The organism is Nocardioides sp. CF8, from assembly GCF_000389985.1.
Classification (GTDB): domain Bacteria; phylum Actinomycetota; class Actinomycetes; order Propionibacteriales; family Nocardioidaceae; genus Nocardioides; species Nocardioides allogilvus.
This window is the reverse complement of the sequence record NZ_CM001852.1, coordinates 1,446,324-1,466,354: the sequence shown is the minus strand read 5'-3', so window position 1 is coordinate 1,466,354 and position 20,031 is coordinate 1,446,324. Positions and strand designations below refer to the sequence as shown.

At 70.3% G+C, this 20,031-nt stretch carries 16 protein-coding genes; 4 read left to right on the top strand and 12 right to left on the bottom strand.

Features of this window, described 5'->3' with window-relative positions; all coding sequences use genetic code 11:
* Positions 1–40: 40 nt before the first annotated feature.
* From CF8_RS07190 to CF8_RS07175, 5 genes are read right to left on the bottom strand one after another with little or no spacing between them, the layout of a single operon-like run.
* Positions 41–700: a histidine phosphatase family protein gene (locus CF8_RS07190; RefSeq protein ID WP_010832467.1), complete on the bottom strand. Its 660-nt coding sequence runs from the start codon at positions 698–700 to the stop codon at positions 41–43.
* A 32-nt stretch (positions 701–732) separates the two neighbouring features.
* On the bottom strand, positions 733–1,119 hold the full coding sequence (gene rsfS / locus CF8_RS07185) for a ribosome silencing factor (protein WP_010832466.1): 387 nt from the start codon (positions 1,117–1,119) through the stop codon (positions 733–735).
* Positions 1,116–1,727 (bottom strand): nicotinate-nucleotide adenylyltransferase, encoded by a 612-nt coding sequence (gene nadD, locus CF8_RS07180; RefSeq protein WP_010832465.1) that lies wholly within the window; start codon positions 1,725–1,727, stop codon positions 1,116–1,118. Before nadD ends, rsfS begins: the two co-directional genes overlap by 4 nt.
* Complete coding sequence (locus CF8_RS22435) at positions 1,727–1,876, bottom strand: hypothetical protein (protein WP_198016961.1); 150 nt, start codon at positions 1,874–1,876, stop codon at positions 1,727–1,729. The genes nadD and CF8_RS22435 overlap by 1 nt, the downstream gene beginning before the upstream one ends.
* 10 nt (positions 1,877–1,886) lie before the next feature.
* Positions 1,887–3,146: a glutamate-5-semialdehyde dehydrogenase gene (locus CF8_RS07175; RefSeq protein WP_010832464.1), complete on the bottom strand. Its 1,260-nt coding sequence runs from the start codon at positions 3,144–3,146 to the stop codon at positions 1,887–1,889.
* A gap of 65 nt (positions 3,147–3,211) precedes the next feature.
* Between CF8_RS07175 and CF8_RS07170 the strand changes: the two genes are divergently transcribed.
* Positions 3,212–4,756, top strand: a complete 1,545-nt coding sequence (locus CF8_RS07170; protein ID WP_010832463.1) for a hypothetical protein — start codon at positions 3,212–3,214, stop codon at positions 4,754–4,756.
* An 85-nt stretch (positions 4,757–4,841) separates the two neighbouring features.
* Here CF8_RS07170 and CF8_RS07165 read toward each other — a convergent pair whose 3' ends face one another.
* The 6 genes from CF8_RS07165 to CF8_RS07140 form a co-directional block, all read right to left on the bottom strand.
* The gene (locus tag CF8_RS07165; RefSeq protein ID WP_010832462.1) at positions 4,842–5,795 is read right to left on the bottom strand and encodes an electron transfer flavoprotein subunit alpha/FixB family protein; all 954 of its coding nucleotides are present in this window, start codon (positions 5,793–5,795) and stop codon (positions 4,842–4,844) included.
* A 13-nt stretch (positions 5,796–5,808) separates the two neighbouring features.
* Positions 5,809–6,600, bottom strand: a complete 792-nt coding sequence (locus CF8_RS07160; protein WP_010832461.1) for an electron transfer flavoprotein subunit beta/FixA family protein — start codon at positions 6,598–6,600, stop codon at positions 5,809–5,811.
* A gap of 172 nt (positions 6,601–6,772) precedes the next feature.
* Complete coding sequence (locus CF8_RS07155) at positions 6,773–7,666, bottom strand: hypothetical protein (RefSeq protein WP_232211589.1); 894 nt, start codon at positions 7,664–7,666, stop codon at positions 6,773–6,775.
* A 215-nt stretch (positions 7,667–7,881) separates the two neighbouring features.
* On the bottom strand, positions 7,882–9,051 hold the full coding sequence (locus tag CF8_RS07150) for an Ig-like domain-containing protein (RefSeq protein WP_010832459.1): 1,170 nt from the start codon (positions 9,049–9,051) through the stop codon (positions 7,882–7,884).
* Between the two features lie 99 nt (positions 9,052–9,150).
* The gene (locus tag CF8_RS07145; RefSeq protein WP_010832458.1) at positions 9,151–9,516 is read right to left on the bottom strand and encodes a hypothetical protein; all 366 of its coding nucleotides are present in this window, start codon (positions 9,514–9,516) and stop codon (positions 9,151–9,153) included.
* Between the two features lie 60 nt (positions 9,517–9,576).
* The gene (locus CF8_RS07140; RefSeq protein WP_010832457.1) at positions 9,577–10,380 is read right to left on the bottom strand and encodes an enoyl-CoA hydratase/isomerase family protein; all 804 of its coding nucleotides are present in this window, start codon (positions 10,378–10,380) and stop codon (positions 9,577–9,579) included.
* A 62-nt stretch (positions 10,381–10,442) separates the two neighbouring features.
* Between CF8_RS07140 and glgX the strand changes: the two genes are divergently transcribed.
* A complete protein-coding gene (gene glgX / locus CF8_RS07135) occupies positions 10,443–12,620 on the top strand; it encodes a glycogen debranching protein GlgX (protein WP_036490467.1) in 2,178 nt (725 codons plus the stop codon).
* 4 nt (positions 12,621–12,624) lie between these two features.
* A complete protein-coding gene (locus CF8_RS07130; RefSeq protein WP_036492438.1) occupies positions 12,625–13,308 on the top strand; it encodes an ion channel in 684 nt (227 codons plus the stop codon).
* 4 nt (positions 13,309–13,312) lie between these two features.
* On the opposite strand, the gene glgP is transcribed toward CF8_RS07130, so the two are convergent.
* Positions 13,313–15,898 carry an alpha-glucan family phosphorylase gene (glgP, locus tag CF8_RS07125; protein WP_010832454.1) on the bottom strand — a complete coding sequence of 862 codons (2,586 nt, stop codon included), beginning with the start codon at positions 15,896–15,898 and terminating at the stop codon, positions 13,313–13,315.
* A gap of 166 nt (positions 15,899–16,064) precedes the next feature.
* Between glgP and CF8_RS07120 the strand changes: the two genes are divergently transcribed.
* Positions 16,065–19,925, top strand: a complete 3,861-nt coding sequence (locus CF8_RS07120) for a M36 family metallopeptidase (RefSeq protein WP_010832453.1) — start codon at positions 16,065–16,067, stop codon at positions 19,923–19,925.
* Positions 19,926–20,031: the final 106 nt, after the last annotated feature.

The following is a 20,031-nucleotide window of genomic DNA, read 5'->3' as shown; positions in this document are numbered from 1 at the left end:
GACTGTCCGACCAACCTTGCGTCGAACAACTCGCGGAATCTTAGCCAACGCTTCCGGCAGATGTGAAATCGGGTGCCACTCGGTTGTACGCCGTCAGCCGGAGCCCGTCCTGGACGCCGGTCTCGACCAGCGTTGCCCACCCGCAGTTGTCCAGGCCGCGGAGGCTCTGCCGGGTGGCGGCGTCCCACCCCAACAGCCCGCCGAGGCCGACCTTGGTGGCGGCGCCGTGCCCGACGACGCACACGGTCTCTCCCGGCTCGACCGAGGCGAGCGCCTCGCGCAGGGCGGGCACGATGCGCGCCTGGACGTCGTGGGTGCTCTCGGCGCCCGGCACGAGGTCGGCGCCCTCGAAGGCTCCTCCGGCGGCCATCCAGGCCGCGTGCTCGGAGGGGAAGGCCGCGGCGAACTCGGCCATCGTCAGGCCCGAGCGCTCCCCCACGTCGTACTCACGCAGCCGCTTGTCCAGGCGCACGGTCAGGCCTGTGGCGCGAGCGACCTCGTCGGCCGTGGCGCTGGCGCGGAGCAGGTCGGAGCTCCACAGCGCGGCCGGACGCAGCGCGGCGATCGCCGACGCGACGGCAGCCGCCTGGGCACGCCCGACTGCGTCGAGCTCGACATCGGTGTGGCCCTGGGCGCGCTGCTCCGCGTTCCACGACGTCTGGCCGTGACGGAGCAGGACGAGCGTCCTAGGTTTCGACACGCTCGTTCCTCGCTGCTCAACCAGCGGAGGAGTCACGCCTCGGAGGACTCCGCGGGCGGTCCCGGCTGCGGCACGGGGATCGACGGGCAGTCGCGCCACAGGCGCTCGAGGGCGTAGAAGACGCGCTCCTCCTCGTGCTGCACGTGGACGACGATCTCGCCGTAGTCCAGCAGCACCCAGCGACCCTCGCGGTGGCCCTCGCGACGGATCGGCTTGGCGCCGGCCTCGCGGAGCTTGTCCTCGATCTCGTCGACGATGGCCTTGACCTGGCGCTCGTTGGAGGCCGAGGCGAGCAGGAAGGCGTCGGTGATGGCGATGGCCTCGCTCACGTCGTAGGCGACGACCTGGAGAGCGATCTTGTCGGCTGCAGCGAGGGCGGCGATCTGGACGAGCTCGATGGCGTGGTCGGTGGCGGTCATTGAGGATCCTTGACTGTCGATGAGGCGTAGAGGCCGTGCTTGGCGATGTACTGCACGACGCCGTCCGGCACGAGGTACCAGACGGGTTCGCCGCGACGCTTGCGGTCGCGGCAGTCGGTGGACGAGATCGCCAGCGCGGGGATCTCGACCATGGTCACGCGATCCGAGGGGATCGCATCGAGGGTCTTCTTGTCCATTTCATAGCCCGGTCGCGTGCAGCCGACGAACTGCGCGAGCTCGAAGAGCTCCTCGACGTCGCGCCAGGTGAAGATGTCGGCGAGGGCGTCGGCACCGGTGATGAAGTAGAGCTCCGCATCGGGCATGGCGGCCTTCAGGTCGCGGAGCGTGTCGATCGTGTAGGTCGGGCCGTCGCGGTCGATGTCGACGCGCGAGACCCGGAACAGCGGGTTGGCGGCGGTCGCCACCACGGTCATGAGGTAGCGGTCCTCGGCCGGCGACACGTCGCGGTCGGCCTTCTGCCAGGGCGCACCCGTCGGCACGAAGACGACCTCGTCGAGGTCGAACCACGCCTGCACCTCGGAGGCGGCCACGAGGTGGCCGTGGTGGATGGGGTCGAACGTGCCACCCATCACACCGACGCGGCGCATCAGGAGTGCTCGCGCCCGCCGCCGAAGGAGATCAGGGCCAGCAGCATGCCCAGCAGGATCGCCAGCGCGACGGCGCCGATGACGTAGGGGTGGACGGCAGGCTCACCGTGGGACTCGGCGGCAAGGGTGCTCAGGGTGCTCAGCGACATGGGGGCGATCCTATCGGGTGTGGCCGTCGCCGATGACGACGTACTTGGTGGAGGTCATCTCGGGCAGTCCCATCGGCCCGCGGGCATGCAGCTTCTGGGTACTGATGCCGATCTCGGCGCCGAAGCCGAACTCCCCGCCGTCGGTGAAGCGGGTGGAGGCGTTGACCAGCACGGCAGCCGAGTCCACGGCCGCAATGAAGCGGCGGATCGTGGCCTGGTCGCTCGCGACGATGGCATCGGTGTGCCCGCTCGAGTGGGCGCGGATGTGCTCGATCGCACCCTCGACGTCGTCCACCACGGCGGCGGAGATGTCGAGCGAGAGGTATTCGGCGCCGTGGTCCTCCTCGGTCGCCTCGACGACCCCGTCGTACTCGCGGAACCGCTCGTCGCCGTGGATCGTCACGTCGCGCTCGTGCAGCGCGTCGATGACCTGCGGCAGGAAGTCGTCGGCGATGTCGGCGTGCACCAGCAGCGACTCGGCCGCGTTGCACACGCTCGTGCGGTGGGTCTTGGCGTTGACCACGATCGACAGGGCCATCTCGAGGTCGGCCGACGCGTCGACGTACACGTGGCAGTTGCCGACACCGGTCTCGATGACGGGCACGGTCGACTCCTCGACGACGCTGCGGATGAGGCCCGCTCCCCCGCGCGGGATCAGCACGTCGACCAGGCCGCGGGCGCGCATCAGTGCCTTGACCGAGTCATGGGTGTCGCCGGGGACGAGCTGTACGGCGTCCTCCGGGAGACCGGCAGCGAGCAGGGCCGAGCGCAGGGCGGTGACGATGGCGGCGTTGCTCGAGCGGGCGCTGGAGGAGCCGCGCAGCAGCACCGCGTTGCCGGACTTCAGGCAGATGCCGGCCGCGTCGGCGGTGACGTTGGGGCGTGCCTCGTAGATCATCCCGACCACGCCGAACGGCACGCGGACCTGGCGCAGCTCGAGGCCGTTGGCGAGCGTCGAGCCACGCACGACCTCGCCGACCGGGTCGGCCAGGCCGGCGACGTCGCGCAGGCCGGACGCCATCGCCTCGAGCCGTTCGTCGGTGAGGCGCAGGCGGTCGATGATGTTGGGCGGGGTCGCGTTGTCCTCGGCCCGCGTGATGTCCTCGGCGTTGGCGGCCAGGATCGCAGGAGCGGAGGTCAGGAGGGCGTCGGCCATGGCGTGCAGGGCCGCGTCCTTGGTCGCTCGGGTCGCGAGGGCCAGGTCGTGGCTCGCGATCCGGGCGCGCGTCGCAACCTCACGCACGCCGTCGGCGTCATAGGCAGTGCTCATGCTTGAAAGCGTAGGTCGGCACCGGCCGGTGCCTGCATGCGTCTCACGCTCGGAAGGGGTTCGTCATGCGGGGGAACATCGCACTCGTCTCACTGCTCGCGGCCGGACTGCTGGTCAGCGCCGGCCCGGCCACCGGGCAGGAGCGGGGAAACCCGGTGACCGGGTTGCCCGAGGAGGTCCACGGTGGCGTCATCCTCGACCTCGCCGACGGCGACCGCTTCAAGGCGACCGTCTCGCGCGACCTGGGCACCGTGTGGGGCAGCCGCTACGACGCCGCCACCCGCTCGTGGGGCAAGCGCGTCGCCGTGCTCAGGAAGAAGAACCTCTTCTGCGGCGACGTGGACGGCCGGGCCGCCGGCAACGCGGTCGCGCTGATCGCCGTGTGCGACAAGGGCAGCTATGCCGAGGACCAGGCACCCACCCACTCGCAGGCGCTGCACTCCCCCGACACCGTCTCGTGGAGCCAGTTCACGCTGCCCGGCGAGGCCCACGACGAACCCGGTATCTCGCCCAGCGGCGCCCACGCGATCTGGCCGCTGCACGACGGCTGGGTGACGCGGTCCGCGGCCGGCTTCCGGATCGTGGAGCGCGACCTGCCCGGCCAGGAGTACTCGATCACCGGCACGATCTCCGACACCGGCGACGTCTCGGTCCTGTACGGCGGCGCGCACGACGACGACGGCAGGTGCGCGGGAGTGGTGCGGGTGCTCAACGTCTCCGCGTCCGGCGCGACGTCCAGGCAGGACCTCACCGTCGACGACGCCTGCGCCGACCTGGACCTCGCCAACGTCGACGCGACCACCGTGCTCTTCGGCGCCCCCGACTTCCCCGAGACGGTGGTCGGCATCACCCGGCCCGACACGGCGTCGCCCTGGGCCGTCACGGCGATCGCGCCCGCACACGCACCCGGCCTGGTGCGGCACCGCGGCCGCGGCACGGCTCCCACGTTGTTCGCCACCTCGCCCGGCCTGCCGATGCTCGCGGTGGGCTCCGCCGACAAGCACGCGTTCACGGCTCAGTCCTACGACCCGGTGGCACAGCGGTGGTCGGCGCCGGTCGGGATCGCCCGCACCGCAGACCGGTGCACCTGGGGCGACAACTTCCACGGCGAGCCGCTGGGGGTGTTCGCGCTCCGCCTGAGGTGTGGCGGGCAGGACCGGGTCCTGGTCAGCCCCGACGCGCGCACCTGGCACAACGTCGGCCTCCGCGCGAGCCCGCTGGGCGTCTCCCCCGACGGGTCGTACGTCGCCGCGTCCAACCGCAAGCGGACGCTGGTCTTCTCCCGCGAGCGGGGGCTCGTGCGTCTGCCACTGCCGACCCGGGCCCGCTGCGACGTGGTCCAGCCGGTGGCGCCCGACGCGGCGATCCGGCTGACCACCACCAACGCGCGCGGCTGGCCCGCGAGGCTCGACGTGTCGACGCCCGACGGCTGGCAGCAGACCAGGACACGCTTCCCGCGCCTGCGCGTGGGCACCGATCGCTGCCGCCAGGTGGTGCCCGAGCTCTACGAGAGCCCGGTCATGTACTCCTTCTACGGCTCCACCCGGGCCGTGGCGCTCACCGTCAGCGCCGCGGGCGACGGCTGGCAGGTGCGGCGCACGATCTACTGACCTTGGCGGCTCGACACCTCTGCCCCGGAACGCACGAACGCCCCCGACCTGGTGGTCGGGGGCGTTCGACGTACAGGCTGAGCGATCAGCCCTTGCGCTTGGTGATCTCCTCGGTCGCGGCCGGGAGGACCGTGTGCAGGTCTCCGACGACACCGAAGTCGACGAGCTCGAAGATCGGGGCCTCGTTGTCCTTGTTGACGGCAACGATCGTCTTCGAGGTCTGCATGCCGGCGCGGTGCTGGATCGCACCGGAGATGCCGTTGGCGACGTAGAGCTGCGGCGAGACCGTCTTGCCGGTCTGGCCGACCTGGAACGCGTGCGGCATCCAGCCCGAGTCGACGGCGGCACGCGAGGCGCCGACAGCGGCACCCAGCGAGTCGGCGAACTTCTCGATCGGCTCGAAGTTGCCGCCGGTGCCGCGACCACCGGAGACCACGATCGCGGCCTCGGTCAGCTCGGGGCGACCCGTGGACTGACGCGGCTGCGAGGCGATGATCTGCGCGGTCTTGGCACCGTCGGAGATGGTCGGCGTGAACGCCTCCACGGCGGCCGCGCCAGCGGCCTCCTCGGGGGCGGCCGAGTTGGGCTTGACCGTGATGATCGGCGTGCCCTTGGTGACCTTCGCGGTGACGGTGTAGCTGCCGGCGAAGACCGACTGCGTCGTGACCGGACCGGCCTGGACGTCGACGGCGTCGGTGATCAGACCGGACTCGATCTTGATCGCGAGGCGAGCCGCGACCTCCTTGCCCTCGAACGTCGAGGGGAAGAGGATCGCCGCCGGCGAGGACTTCTCCGCCAGCTGCTGCATGGCCTCGGCCTTGGGGGCCACGAGGTAGCCCTTCAGCTCGGCATCGTCAATGACGTAGACCTTCTCGGCGCCGTAGGCCTTGACCTTCTCGGCCACGGCGTCGGCCTGCGCGGCCGCACCGAAGAACACGGCCGACGGCTCGCCGAGGCGACGCGCGATGGTGAGGAGCTCGAACGTCGGCTTCTTGACCACGCCGTCGGCGTGGTCGATGACAACCAGAACTTCAGACATTGATGGCGCTCCCTTAGATGAACTTCTTGGAGGCGAGGAAGTCGGCCAGCGCAACCGCGCCCGAGCCGTCCTCGTCCGTGACGATCTCGCCGGCCGTGCGCGGCGGGCGGGCGGTGGTGTCCTCGACCTGCGACCAGGCGACGGACAGGCCGACCTGGTCGGCCTCGACACCGAGGTCGGCGAGCGACAGCGTCTCCAGCGGCTTCTTCTTGGCCGCCATGATGCCCTTGAAGGACGGGTAGCGGGCCTCACCGGTCTGGTCGGTCACCGAGAGGACGATCGGCAGGGTCGCGCCGATGACCTCGGTCGAGCCCTCGTTGTCGCGCTTGATCCGGACCTGGTCGCCCTGGGCCTCGACGACCGAGGCGAGCGTCACCTGGGGCAGGTTGAGGCGCTCGGCCAGCATGGCCGGCACGACGCTCATCGAGGCGTCGGTCGAGGCCATGCCGCAGACGATGAGGTCCGGCGAGCCGATCTTCTCGATCGCCTTCGCCAGCACGAGCGAGGTCGCGACGGCGTCCGAGCCGGCGATCGCGTCGTCGACGACGTGGACAGCCGCGTCGGCGCCCATCTGCAGGGCCTTGCGGGCAGCGTCGACGGCCTTCTCGGGACCGACGCACAGCGCGGTCACGGTGTGCTCGCCCTCGCCGGCCTTCTCCTTGATCTGCAGGGCCTGCTCGACGGCATACTCGTCGAGCTCCGACAGCAGTCCGTCCACGCCAACGCGGTCAACGGTGTTGTCCGACTCGAACTGCCGATCAGCAGTCGCATCAGGTACGTACTTCACACAGACGACAATGTTCATGGTGTGTGGCCTCGCGGCCCCTCCTGTGATGTTGATTCCCGCGAGCCAGCCGGCCCGCTCGAATCCGAGGATTGTGGTGGTGAGGTTACAAGCGAGTAACCCCACCGCGGAACACCGTCCGCGGTGGGGTTACTCACAACCGGCTCCTCAGGAGCCTACGAGGCGTACGGCGTCAGGCGACCTTGAAGGTGGTCCTGGCCGACGACGGGTTGGTGGTGGCGGAGCCGGCGTACTTCACCGCGACCTTGTACTTGCCCTGGGCCGAGATCTTCTTGAAGACCGCCTTGGCCTTGCCCGCGGACAGGTCGACCCTGACCGTCTTGATCTTCTTGGCGCCCTTCTTGACCGTGACCGCGACCTTGCCGGTCGGGGTGCCGGTGGCCGCCTTGACGAGCACCTTGACCGTGGCCTTCTTGCTGGCCGCGGCGTACTTGGCCTTGGCCGTCGTCGTCGTGGCCACCTTCACGACCGGGGCGGTCGTGGGGGGCGGCGTCGCGGTGGTCGGTGCCGTCACGGTGACCGTGTCGATGAGCGTGTTCTGCCCGGCGTCGAGCGTGCAGGAGACGTTGATCGGACCGACCTCGGAGTTGTCCTCCTTGACCAGGGTGATCGCGGTCGTGAAGTTGCCGGCCCGGATCTCGTAGACGCCCGCGGTCGCCGGCGCCGTCAGCGCAACCGGACCAGCGGCAGGGACGGTCAGCTCGCCGGTCGCCGGAACGGTGGTGAGCGGAATGGTCGCCGCAAAGGCCTTGGGCGCCCCGAAGGCCGTTGTCGAGATCGAGGCAGTGCCCTTGACAGCACGGGCCCCGAGGAAGCCGTACATCAGGCTGCGCACGTCGTCGCCGATCACGACCGACGCGTTGGCAGCACCGCTCAGGGCACTGCCGGCGACGGCGGTGTCGGGCAGCGTCGTGTCAGCGATGAGCTTGAACTGACGGTCGGCACCACCCACGGGGCAGGTGTAGGTGAGCGTCTGCGAGACCGCCTCGGCCGGCACGGCGAGCAGCGCCGTGCCACCGATCATCACGGCCGAAACAGCAGCGATGGAGCACTTTTTGGACAGCATGGAACCCATCAGTTTCCCTCCCAGGAATTTGAGTTGAGCGTGGCCGAGCCACGACCCGGCGGCCCTTTCCTCCCAGAACGAGACGCCGCGCAGCACCCTGTCATGAACGTGCAACTGGTTCCAAGGGTTGATTACTCGCCAGTCACATACCGAGACGCCGCCCGGAGCAGTGCTCCGGGCGGCGTCGTGATCGTGCTGGTTGCCTCGCGACCGCGTCAGCGGCGCACGCGGAACCGCTTGACCGTCTTGGACCGGCGGTGGTTGCTGTCGCCCTTGTACTTCACCGCGACCTTGTACTTGCCCTTGCCCAGGCGGCCCAGGTTGAAGCCGCGCGTGCCCTTGGCGAGCGTGCCCCGCCGGACCTTGTGGAAGCCCTTGTTGCCCGCCTTGCGCAGCACGAGCTTGACCTTCCCGGTCGGCACCGTCTTGTTGATGCCGACGACCTTGATCCTGGCGGATGTGCGCTCGCCCACCCGCTTGCCGATGATCTTGACCCGGGTGGACGTGGCCGCCTTGGTCACCTCGAGGTTGACCGGGGTGGCCGAGCTGCCCTCGTAGTGGGTGGTGTCCTTCGGCGTGAAGGTCGCACTGACCGGGTTGTCGCCCACCGCGGCCTGGTTGATGACCAGGGAGGCCGCGCCGTCCTTGACCTGGACCTTGGTCGACACACCGTCGACGACGAACGTGACGTCACCCGCGGGCGTGCCACCGGGGGTGGTCACCTTGGCGGTGGCCGTCACGGGGGCGCCGTAGCCGGCTCGGGTGCGGCTCAGCGTGAGCGCGGTGCTCGACCTGGAGACCACGACGACGGTGTCGATCACCGGCGCCTTGCCGCCGGGCAGCGTGCAGGTGGCGCCGATCGGCGGAGCGGCGGCCGTGCCATCTGCCTTCTTGAAGTTGAAGGTGGCGTCGAAGTTGCCGGCAGTGAGGACCAGGTCACCGGGAGCACCGGGCTTCAGCGGAAGCGGAGCCTGGCCAGTGGCCCTGAACGGGACAGGGGTGGGCGTCGTCTGGTCCCCCAGCAACGTGTTGGGGATCGTCTGGTTCACCGGCACGGGCGTGCCGTTGAGCGCTCCATCGGCCACGACCGAACCGTCGAAGGACTCTGCCCCGAAGGAGGTCTTGGCGAGCTGTGCCAGCGAGCCCGGCAGGGCGGTGTCCGCGGTGATGGTCGGCGTCACGGAGTCACCGACATACATCTTGGCCGGGGCATCGCTGTCGATGACGACCGGCAGGTCGAACGTCTGACCGGCTGCCGAGCAGGTGTAGGTGACGCTGCCCGTCGTGGCGTGCGCCGGTGCGGCGACGACCGCGAGGCCGCCGCCGCTGAGCACGACGGCGAGCCCGGTGGCCAGGGCGTGCTTGGTGCGGATGGATGCAGACATGCAATGTCCCCCTCGAGAGATGGTGTGTCCAGCGATCACTCGGGGCGGGCCCGAGCTCCATCGACCATAGGCACATCGTCGTCAGGGGAGGAAACACCCTCAGGGGCGGATGATCCGATCCAGGATGCGTCCCACGACCAGCCAGGCGATCGCTCCGAGGCCCCAGTTGAACAGCGCGTTCTTGGTCTCGGCGTTGGAGCCGGTGAACTGCTTGATGCCCTCGTTCTTGTCGAAGACACCGAGGTCGACGGCATTGGCGGCATCGAGCACGAACTGCACCAGGTCGTTGGCACGGTTGGCCTTCAGCGCGATCAGCAGGGCACCGAGCGCGAGCGTCAGCGCGGCCAGCACGCAGATCAGCCACACCACCTGGGCGATGCGCGCGCGCACTGCGGAGGTGGCCCCCGCTGCGCGGGACCTGCGGGTCGAGCTGTTGTCCTCGGTGTCGATCTTTTCCTTGGCCACGTGCGTCCTTCCGTCGGGGTGTTCGGGTCCTACTACGTGCTGCTTGTGGTCGTGAGTTCGCTACCGGGACACGAACGTCGCCTTGCCCGGCCCGCTCTCAACGAACGAGCGCATGCCGATGGCACGGTCCTCGGTCGCAAAAACTGACGCGAACTGCAGCTGCTCGATCTCCAGGCCCGTGTCGAGGTCGGTCTCCAGTCCCCGGTCGATGCACGTCTTGGCCGCCCGGAGGGCCAGGCCGGCAGCTCCGGAGAACTGTCCGGCCCAGGCCAGCGCAGCGGCGTACACCTCGTCCGGCTCGACCAACCGGTCGACGAGGCCGAGGGCCAGCGCCTCGTCGGCCTTGACGAAGCGGCCCGTGAAGATCAGGTCCTTGGCCTTGCTGGGGCCGATCAGCCGCGAGAGCCGCTGGGTGCCGCCGGCGCCGGGGATGATGCCGAGCAGGACCTCGGGCTGGCCGAACGTGGCGTCCGTGGCGGCGATCCGGATGTCGGCGGCCAGCGCGAGCTCGCACCCGCCGCCGAGCGCATATCCGCGCACGGCAGCCACGACCGGCTTGGGGATCCGCGCGATGGCCGTGACGGCTCCCTGGACGGACGCGGCGGCCTTGACCATGTCGGGATAGGCCAGGTCCTGCATCTCCTTGACGTCGTTGCCGGCCGCGAAGACCCGCTCGCCGCCGTAGAGCACGACCGCCTTGACGTCGTCACGCTCGGTCGCCTCCTCCGCGGCGGCCTTCAGCCCGGCCTGTACGGCGAAGCTGATGGCGTTCATCTTCGGTCGGTCGAGGCGGATGGTGCCGACGCCGTCGGCCACCTCCAGCCGGACCCAATCCTGCGTGCTGTCCTGGTTCGCGTCGCTCATGTGGGCATTCCTATCCTCAGGTCCGTTCCCGCGTCCATGCGGGGTGCGGGCACAATGCCCGGGTGACACCTGGAATGTGGAACCACGCAGGCGAGACGACCATGGTCTGGCCCGGGCGCAACTGGCCGCTCGGCGCGACCTGGTCGGCCGAGTCGACCAACTTCGCCGTCTATGCCCCCCGCGCCACCGCCGCCTGGGTCTGCCTGTTCTCCGATGACGAGGGCGACGACACCGAGCAGCGCATCGAGCTGACCGAGCACTCCCTCGGCATCTGGCACTGCGCAGTGCCCGGTCTGGCCGCGGGGACCCGCTACGGCTACCGCGTGGACGGCGAGTGGGACCCGACGCGGGGTCTGCGGTTCAACGCCGACAAGCTGCTGCTCGACCCCTACGGCAAGGCCGTCTCCGGCACCCTCACCCCCGAGCCCGCCATCTTCGGCTACGTCCTGGGCGAGCCCGAGGAACGGAGCACGCTCGACTCGGCGCCGTACGTCCCGCGCAGCGTCGTGGTCAACGACGAGTTCGACTGGGGCGGCGAGGTCCCGCAGCGGCGCCGGTGGCGCGACTCGGTGATCTACGAGCTCCACGTCAAGGGCATGACCGCCCTGCACGACCGGGTCCCCGAGGAGCTGCGCGGCACCTATGCGGGACTGGCGACGCCGGCCGTCACCGACTACCTGCGCGACCTCGGCGTCACCGCCGTTGAGCTGCTGCCGATCCACCAGTTCTTCTCCGAGCCGTCGCTGGCCGAGCGCGGGCTGGTGAACTACTGGGGCTACAACTCGCTGGGCTTCTTCGCGCCCCACAACGCCTACTCCGCCTCGGGTGATCGCGGCGAGCAGGTGCGTGAGTTCAAGCAGATGGTCAAGGCCTTCCACGAGGCAGGTCTCGAGGTCATCCTCGACGTCGTCTACAACCACACCGCCGAGGCCGGGCCGCTCGGTCCGACGCTGTCCTTCCGCGGGCTCGACGACCTCGGCTACTACCAGCGCGTCAACGCCGACAACGTGGTGGAGGCGCTGGCCGAGGCGCCGTCGGACACCTACTGGGACGTCACCGGCTGCGGCAACACCGTCGATGCCACCCACACGCAGAGCCTGCGGATGATCCTCGACTCGCTGCGCTACTGGGTCAACGAGATGCACGTCGACGGCTTCCGCTTCGACCTGCTCAGCGCGCTGGCCCGCACCGACCAGCAGGTCGACATGGGCAGCCACCTGCTCACCGCGATCGGCCAGGACCCCGTCCTGCGCCACGTGAAGCTGATCGCCGAGCCGTGGGACGCCTCCATGGATGGCTACCGCGTCGGCGAGTTCCCGCCGCCGTGGGTGGAGTGGAACGACCAGTACCGCGACACCATGCGCGACTTCTGGCGCGGGCACACCTCGGGGGTGCGCACCGTCGCCACCAGGATCGCCGGGTCGAGCGACCTGTACGCCGACGACGGCCGTTCGCCGTACGCCTCGGTCAACTTCATCACCGCCCATGACGGCTTCACGCTGCGCGACCTCGTCTCCTACAACGACAAGCACAACGAGGCCAACGGCGAGGACAACCGCGACGGCACCGACAACAACCGCTCGTGGAACTGCGGCGTCGAGGGCGAGACCGACGACGCCGAGATCATCGCGCTGCGCCGTCGCCAGGCCGCCAACCTGATGGTGTCGCTGTGCTTCTCCAACGGCGTGCCGATGCTGACCGCCGGTGACGAGCGCGGGCGCACCCAGCGCGGCAACAACAACGCCTACGGCCAGGACAACGAGATCTCCTGGATCGACTGGCGACCCGACGACGCGTGGCTCGACGTCTACGAGATCACCAAGACCGCGCTGCGGCTGCGGCGTGACCACCCGGCCCTGCGGCAGCGGCACTGGTTCGAGGGACGGCCCACGATCAAGGGCGGGCCCAAGGACCTCGTGTGGCTGCACCCGACCGGGCGCGAGATGACGGCCGACGACTGGCACGACGACGGGCTGCAGGTCGTCGGGATGTTCGTCTCGGGCGACCCCCTGCGCTCCCCCGGCCCGCACGGCGAGCAGCTCCGCGACGCGTCGTTCGTCATCTGGCTGAGCGCCTGCGCGCACGACGTCGAGGTGACCCTGCCGAAGAACGACTGGGTGCACTCCGGCGAGGTGGTGCTCTCGACGGACCCGGGCAACCCGGTCGGGACGTTCGTCGAGACCGGCAGCACGATGACCCAGGAGGCCCGCTCCGTCATCGTCCTGCGCGAGGTGAAGTGACGTGATGAACTGGCGACGCATCCCGGTCGTGAAGCACCCGTGCGCCGATCTGCTCATCGTCCAGCTGCTGGGCATCGTCATCTACCCGTTCCTCGGGGACGCGCCGCTCGGCCGGGCTGTGTTCTCCACCTTCGCGCTGCTCGTGCTCGTGCTGGCCGTGATGGCGGTGCGGATGACCCCGGCACTCAACTGGGTCTCGGCGATCCTCGGCCTGCCTGTGGTCGTCCTCACCATCTGGGAGGCCGTCTCCCCCGGCGTCGAGTCGGTGGTGCTGTGGTCGTCGGTCTCCCACGCCGTCTTCTACTTCTACACCGCCTACGCGCTGCTCAGGTACATGTTCGCCGACCACGTCGTGACCACCGACGAGCTCTATGCGACCGGCGCGACCTTCACCGTCGTGGCCTGGGGCTTCGCCTACGTCTACCTCGCCGTCGACATCGTCTGGCCCGGCTCGTTCTCGGTCGTCGGCAACCCGCTCGACGCCAGGGCCTGGTTCGAGATGCTCTTCCTCTCCGTCACCACCATGACCAGCACCGGCCTGTCCGACATCTATCCGGTCCGGCCGCACGCGCGCTCGTTCGTGATGATCGAGCAGATCGCCGGGATGCTCTACCTCGCCCTCGTGGTGGCGCGGATGATCGCGCTCACCGTCACCCGGACGGCGATGCGGGCCCCGAAGTCCGACTGATCGCTCAGGCGGGCGTGGCGACCAGGCCCATCTCCGCGACGGACGCCAAGGCGGCGTTGCGGGGCACGACCCGGACGGTGTAGCCGAACGGCCCGGACTGGTCGAGCGCGACGTCGGCGTCGAACCGGTGCCGGTCGCCGTCGTAGGACTCGCTCACGTGCATGACGGTCGTGGCGGCGTCCAGCAGCTCGTCGTCGGCACTGGTGCGCCCGTGGACGACCTGCACCTCGACGTCGTCCACGCCCAGGTCGGACAGCGCCACGAAGGCGCGTACGGCGAGGGTCGCGCCGACCTCGGCGGCGTCACCGACGCCGCCGGACTCCACGTGCTCGACGCGCACAGACGGCCAGGCCGCCCGGACGCGCTGCTTCCACTGGGCGAGCTCGCGGGCACCGTGGTAGTCGGAGTTGAGGGTGCGTGAGGTGTGCGCCGCCGGGGCATACAGCTCGCGCACGTAGTCGCGCACCTGGCGCGTGGCGAGCACCTTGGGCCCGAGCGACTTGAGCGTGTGCCGGACCATCTCCAGCCAGCGGGTCGGCACTCCCTCGGCGTCGACGTCGTAGAACCGCGGCGCGACCTCGTGCTCGAGCAGGTCGTAGAGCGCGTCGGCCTCGAGGTCGTCGCGACGGTCGACGTCGTCGATCCCATCGGCCGAGGGGATCGCCCAGCCGTTGTTGCCGTCGTACCACTCGTCCCACCAGCCGTCGAGGATGGAGAGGTTGAGTCCGCCGTTGAGGGCGGCCTTCATGCCGGAGGTGCCGCACGCCTCGTAGGGACGCAGCGGGTTGTTGAGCCAGACGTCGCAGCCGGGGTAGAGCGGCTGGGCCATGGCGATGTCGTAGTTGGGCAGGAACACGATGCGGTGCCGGACCGCCGGGTCGTCGGCGAAGCGCACCAGCTCCTGGATCAGCTTCTTGCCGCCGTCGTCGGCGGGGTGCGACTTGCCGGCGATGACGAGCTGGATCGGGCGCTCGGGGTCGAGCAGCAGCCGCGTGAGCCGCTCGGGATCGCGCAGCATCAGCGTCAGCCGCTTGTAGGACGGCACCCGGCGGGCGAAGCCGATCGTGAGCACGTCGGGGTCGAGCGCGGTCTCGATCCAGCCGAGCTCGGCCGGCGCGAAGCCGCGCTTGGCCGAGGACCTGGCCAGCCGGGCCCTGGCGTCGTCGACGAGCCGCGCGCGCAGCGTCCGCTTCAGGTCCCACAGCCGCTTGCCCGGGAGCTGGTCGATCAGCGGCCAGAGCGCGTCCGTGTCGTCGTTGTCGACGTCGGCGCCGAGCTCGGTCGCCAGGTCGAAGATCTCGCGCGCGATCCAGGTCGGGCCGTGCACGCCGTTGGTGATGGAGCCGATCGGCACCTCTGCCTCGTCGAAGGCCGGCCACAGCCCGTTGAACATGCCGCGGCTGACGTGGCCGTGCAGCTCGGAGACGCCGTTGGCGCGCTGCGCCAGCCGGAAGCCCATCACCGCCATGTTGAACACGCCGGCGTCGCCGCCCTCGTAGTCCTCGGCACCCAGTGCCAGGACCCGCTCGGCGGGCACGCCCGGGGTCGGCGAGGAACCGCCGCCGAAGTACTGCTGGACCAGCTCGCGCGGGAAGCGGTCGATGCCTGCCGGGACAGGGGTGTGCGTGGTGAAGACGGTGCCGGCCCGCGACACCTCGAGCGCGGTGTCGAAGTCGAGGCCGGGGCCGCCCTCGCTGAGGGTGAGCTCGCGGATCCGCTCGATGCCCAGGAAGCCGGCGTGGCCCTCGTTGGTGTGGAAGACCTCGGGGGCCGGGGCACCGGTGAGCCGCGAGTGGACCCGCAGGGCACGTACTCCGCCGACGCCGAGGAGCAGCTCCTGGCGCAGCCGGTGCTCGGAGTTCCCGCCGTACAACCGGTCGGTGACGTCGCGGTAGTGCTGCGGGTTCTCCTCGATGTCGGAGTCGAGCAGCAGCAGCGGCACCCGGCCGACGTTGGCCACGAAGATGCGGGCGAGCAGGTCGGGGCCACCCGGCATGGCGATCGAGACGATCGCGCGGGAGCCGTCCGCCTCGCGCAGCAGCGACAGCGGCAGCTCGTCGGGGTCCAGGACGGGATAGGTCTCCTGCTGCCAGCCCTCACGCGAGAGCGACTGCTTGAAGTAGCCGTGGCGGTAGAACAGGCCCACCCCCACGACCGGGATGCCCAGGTCGGAGGCCGCCTTGAGGTGGTCGCCGGCCAGGATGCCGAGGCCGCCGGAGTATTGCGGCAGCACCGCGGTGATGCCGTACTCCGGCGAGAAGTAGGCGATCGAGCGCGGCGCGTCGTCGCCGGCCTTGCGGGCATACCAGCGCTCGCCCGTCAGGTAGTGCTCGAGCGACTCCCCGGCCCCGCGCAACCGGCCGAGGAACTCCTCGTCACCGGCGAGCTGGTCGAGCCGCTCACGACCGACCGCGCCGAGCATGCGGACCGGGTCGTGGTTGACCTCGGCCCACAGCTCCGGGTCGATCGAGGCGAAGACGTCCTGCGTCTCCGGGTGCCACGACCAGCGCAGGTTGCCGGCCAGGGTGGACAGGCCGGCCAGGGCCTCGGGCAGGACAGGACGGACGGTGAATCGTCGAATCGCTCGCACCCGGCCGACCGTAGCCCACCAACGCTTGATCGTTCCAATTTCTTGCCGGTGACCCCGGGTCCACGCCGGGCTGATCGGGCTGTTTCTGGCCCGCAGGCGCACGCGCGCCTGAATTCGTCCGGGAATTGGGTCGTAACTCCGGACCCTGTCCGGGAGTTGAGGCCGCATGACCCGTTCTCGTACCCCCCGCCGCAGCGGTCGGTTCGCCGGCCTGCTGGCTCTCGGCCTGCTGGCCGGCCTCACCCAGCTCCCGGCCTCCGGCAGCCCTGCTGCCCCGCCGACCCTCGACGTCGACTCGATCCGCACCCTCGGCGACCCCGTCGCGGGCCTGGCCGACCTCGACAGCCGCGGCACCGCCGCCCCGACGGCGGCGCAGAAGAACGCCGCCGACGCCCTCGGTGACGTGACCGTCCGCTGGAACTCCTTCGGCACCCCCTCCTCGCTGCTCCCGGCCGACGGCTCGCTCGGCGCGGCGCCGGGTGCGCCGGCCGACGGTGCCCGCACGTGGCTGCGCCAGAACTCCGCCGTCTTCGGCCTCAGCGCCGCCCAGGTGGACGGGCTCGAGCTCGTCAACGCCCAGCAGCTCGCCGGTGCAGGGGACGGCGTCCGCGCGGTCCTGTTCCGCCAGAAGCACGGCTCCCTCGTCCCCGCCACCGGCGGGATGGTCACCCTCGGCGTCGCCGGCGGCCAGGTGGCCTATGCGTCGTCGTCGCTGGTGCGCACGAGCGCTACTCCCCCCGCCGCGGTGCTCACGCCCCTCCAGGGCTGGCTCAAGGCCGCCGCGAACGTCGGCCGCGTCACGGACGCCGCGACGATCACCGACCTCGTGAAGGGTGCTCGTCCCGGTGACTGGACGACCTTCTCGGTCCCGGGCCTGGCTCAGCAGCAGCAGGTCCGCCTGCGCGCCCTCGCCCTGGCCGACGGCAGCGTCCGCCCGGTCCTCGAGGCCAACGTCGTCGACTCCGAGGCCGGCGACGCCCTCGCCCACACCGTGCTGGTCGACGCCGTGACCGGAGCCGTTCTGGTGCGCCGCAACCAGGTGGACAACGAGTCCTACCAGAACGTCTTCACCGGCTCCTTCACCGCGATCGCCTGCGGTCCCAAGCACGCCTTCGAGCTGACCGACGACGCCACCAAGTCGATCAACGCCCTCGCTGCGGCACTTCCCGTCGACGACGTGACGGTCAAGCTCTTCGACCCGTCCGGCGCACTGCTGGTCGACCAGGACCTGCTCACCAGCCCCGAGCTGATGACCTACTCCGCCGACTCGATCCCGGCCGGCACCTACACGATCCAGGTCTGCCCCTTCGACGCCGCCTCGGCGGTCGTGGGCCAGTACACCCTCGGCGTCTACACGAGCGACCAGGCCGCTCCCTCGCCTGCGGACCTCCAGCTCAACCCGAGGTGGCGCTACTTCCCCGCCAACCCGACGCTCGACTCCCCCGAGCAGGTCCCGACCAACTCGGTCGTCGGCTGCTGGACGTCCGAGGCGGGTTGCGACACCCCGCCCGGAGCCCTCGCGACCTCGTCTGCGTTCGGACCGTGGGACACCGTCCTGGGCGGCAACGTGCCGACGTCGACCACGATCGGCAACAACGCCAACACCCACGAGGCCTGGGTCAGCCCGCTGACCCCCGGCGGCCTCTTCCAGGCGCCGGTCTCCCCCACCCGTGAGTACACCGCGGAGTTCACCGACGCCTGGAACAACTCCAAGTGCGACCCGACCGAGCTGCATCCGGGCGGCAACGACATCGACGCGTCGGTGGCCAACCTGTTCGTGGCCCACAACCGGATGCACGACTTCAGCTACCAGCTCGGCTTCACCGAGCGCAACTACAACATGCAGCAGGAGAACGGCGGGCGCGGCGGCGTCGGTGGCGACCCCGAGGTCGGCAACGCCCAGGCCGGCGCCCTGACCGGGGGCACCCCGACCTACCTCGGTCGCGACAACGCCAACCAGATCACGCTGCAGGACGGCACGCCCGGCATCACCAACCAGTACCTCTTCCAGCCGATCGCCGGCGCCTTCTACGCCCCGTGCACCGACGGCGGCCTGGACATGGGCATCGTCGGCCACGAGTACACCCACGCCATCAGCAACCGCATGGTCGGCGGGCCCGACGACGGCCTGTCCTCCGAGCAGGGTGGTGCCATGGGTGAGTCGTGGAGCGACCTGGTCGCCGCCGAGTACCACTACGAGCACGACTACTCCAACGGCGGCAACGTCTGGGCCGTCGGCGTCTACGCCACCGGCAACAAGGACGTCGCGATCCGCGACTACTCCATTGACAAGAACCCGCTCAACTACTCCGACTACGGCTTCGACAGCACCGGTCCCGAGGTCCACGCCGACGGCGAGATCTGGAACGGCACCCAGTGGGAGGTCCGCCAGGCCCTGGTCGAGAAGTACGACGCCGTGTACCCCTCCTCCGACAAGACCCTGCAGCTCTCCTGCGCCCAGTCGGGTGTCGACCCGACGCGGCCGATGACGCCCGTCGCGCAGTGCCCGGGCAACCGGCGCTGGCTCCAGTTGATGTTCGACTCGTTCCTGCTCCAGCAGGGCGCGACGTCGATGCTCGACGCCCGCGACGCGATGCTCGCCGCCGACCAGATGCGCTTCGCCGGTGCCGACAAGGCCGTGATGTGGCAGGCCTTCGCCCGCCGCGGCATGGGTCGCGACGCGGTCACCCCCGACGCCGACTCCCACGAGCCGACCCCGAGCTTCGCCGCGGCGATGACACCCAACGCCCCGGTCACCTTCCAGACCGGGAGCCCCTCGAAGATCTACGTCGGCACCTACGAGGCCCGCGCCACGCCGATCGCCGACACGATCGGGGACACGCCCCTGGGCGCGACCGCCGAGCTGACCCCGGGCACCTACCGCATGCTCGCGGTCTCGGCCGACCGCGGCTTCACCCGCTTCACCCTCACGGTCGACGGCGCGAAGGCGCGGACGGTCAAGGTCGCCGACGAGCTCAACGTCGCCGGTGCGGCTGCCGGCGCCAAGGTCATCGGCGCCACCGAGGGATCGCTCAACGCCGAGCAGCTCATCGACGGCACCGAGGCCACCAACTGGGGAGGGGTCACCGAGGGCAACGTCGACGAGACCAACCCGTCGGTGTCGATCGACCTCGCCGGTGACCAGCAGACCGTGCGTCGGGTCCAGGTGAGCGCCATGCTCAACCCGGCGCCCGCCGACCCCAACGAGCTGCCGCTGCTGGCGGTCGACGACCCGGACTCCGGCTCGCGGTTCACGGCCCTGCGCCAGTTCGCCCTCGAGGCGTGCACGGCGAGCTGCGAGACGCCCGCCGCCACGTGGACACGGTTCTACACCTCGCCCGCCGACGCGTTCCCGAGCGTGCTGCCCCGTCCGGTCGCCCCCGACCTCACGATGCGTGAGTTCGACGTGCCGGACACCCAGGCCGCCGCCGTACGCCTCGTCACCCTGCACAACCAGTGCACGGGCCAGGCGGGCTACTCCGGCGAGCTCGACAACGACCCGACCAACGACACCGACTGCAAGACTGCCTCGGACCGCGGCACCATCGTGCACGCCTCCGAGCTGCAGGTCTTCACGACGGCGACGAAGGCGCCGGGCGGTCCGGGATCACAGTCCCCGACCACGCCGCCGGCGTCGGACCTGTCCACGCCGACCGCGTCGCCGACGCCCTCGGCAGGGGCCACCACGGCTGCTCCCACCAGTGGTGAGAGCACCAGCACCTCGCGGGTCGAGACCGGACTGAAGGTGCGCCTGTTCCGCGCCGTGCAGACGTCGCGCAACGCTGCGCCCAAGCTCGTCGCGCGACTCGTCCTGCCGGGCGAGCAGGCCGGTGTGCTCGGGAAGTTCGTGGTCAAGCTCGACGGCCGGACCTACCGGAAGGCGGATGCCTCCTCGCTGCGCCTGACGTCGCTGATCAAGCGCCGGCTGGCGCCGGGCACCCACAAGCTCGTGGTGCTCTTCCGTCCGGCCGATCGCGACGCGGTCGAGCCGGCTCGCTCGCGGACGCTGCGGATCACGGTGCGCTGACCAGCGCAACTTCCGACCCGTCACGACGGCGGGGTGGCCTCTCGGGAGGGCCGCCCCGCCGTCGCTGCATGTCCCCGGCTTGCGTGCGGCCCGCCGAGTCGCAAGT

Coding starts and splice junctions, on each gene's coding strand:
- CF8_RS07165 (WP_010832462.1), bottom strand. CDS start 5,795: ATGTCTGAAGTTCTGGTTGTCATCGACCACGCCGACGGCGTGGTCAAG.
- CF8_RS07155 (WP_232211589.1), bottom strand. CDS start 7,666: ATGCTGTCCAAAAAGTGCTCCATCGCTGCTGTTTCGGCCGTGATGATC.
- CF8_RS07175 (WP_010832464.1), bottom strand. CDS start 3,146: ATGAGCACTGCCTATGACGCCGACGGCGTGCGTGAGGTTGCGACGCGC.
- CF8_RS07140 (WP_010832457.1), bottom strand. CDS start 10,380: ATGAGCGACGCGAACCAGGACAGCACGCAGGATTGGGTCCGGCTGGAG.
- rsfS (WP_010832466.1), bottom strand. CDS start 1,119: ATGACCGCCACCGACCACGCCATCGAGCTCGTCCAGATCGCCGCCCTC.
- CF8_RS07120 (WP_010832453.1), top strand. CDS start 16,065: ATGACCCGTTCTCGTACCCCCCGCCGCAGCGGTCGGTTCGCCGGCCTG.
- nadD (WP_010832465.1), bottom strand. CDS start 1,727: ATGCGCCGCGTCGGTGTGATGGGTGGCACGTTCGACCCCATCCACCAC.
- CF8_RS07150 (WP_010832459.1), bottom strand. CDS start 9,051: ATGTCTGCATCCATCCGCACCAAGCACGCCCTGGCCACCGGGCTCGCC.
- CF8_RS22435 (WP_198016961.1), bottom strand. CDS start 1,876: ATGTCGCTGAGCACCCTGAGCACCCTTGCCGCCGAGTCCCACGGTGAG.
- CF8_RS07160 (WP_010832461.1), bottom strand. CDS start 6,600: ATGAACATTGTCGTCTGTGTGAAGTACGTACCTGATGCGACTGCTGAT.
- CF8_RS07170 (WP_010832463.1), top strand. CDS start 3,212: ATGCGGGGGAACATCGCACTCGTCTCACTGCTCGCGGCCGGACTGCTG.
- CF8_RS07130 (WP_036492438.1), top strand. CDS start 12,625: ATGAACTGGCGACGCATCCCGGTCGTGAAGCACCCGTGCGCCGATCTG.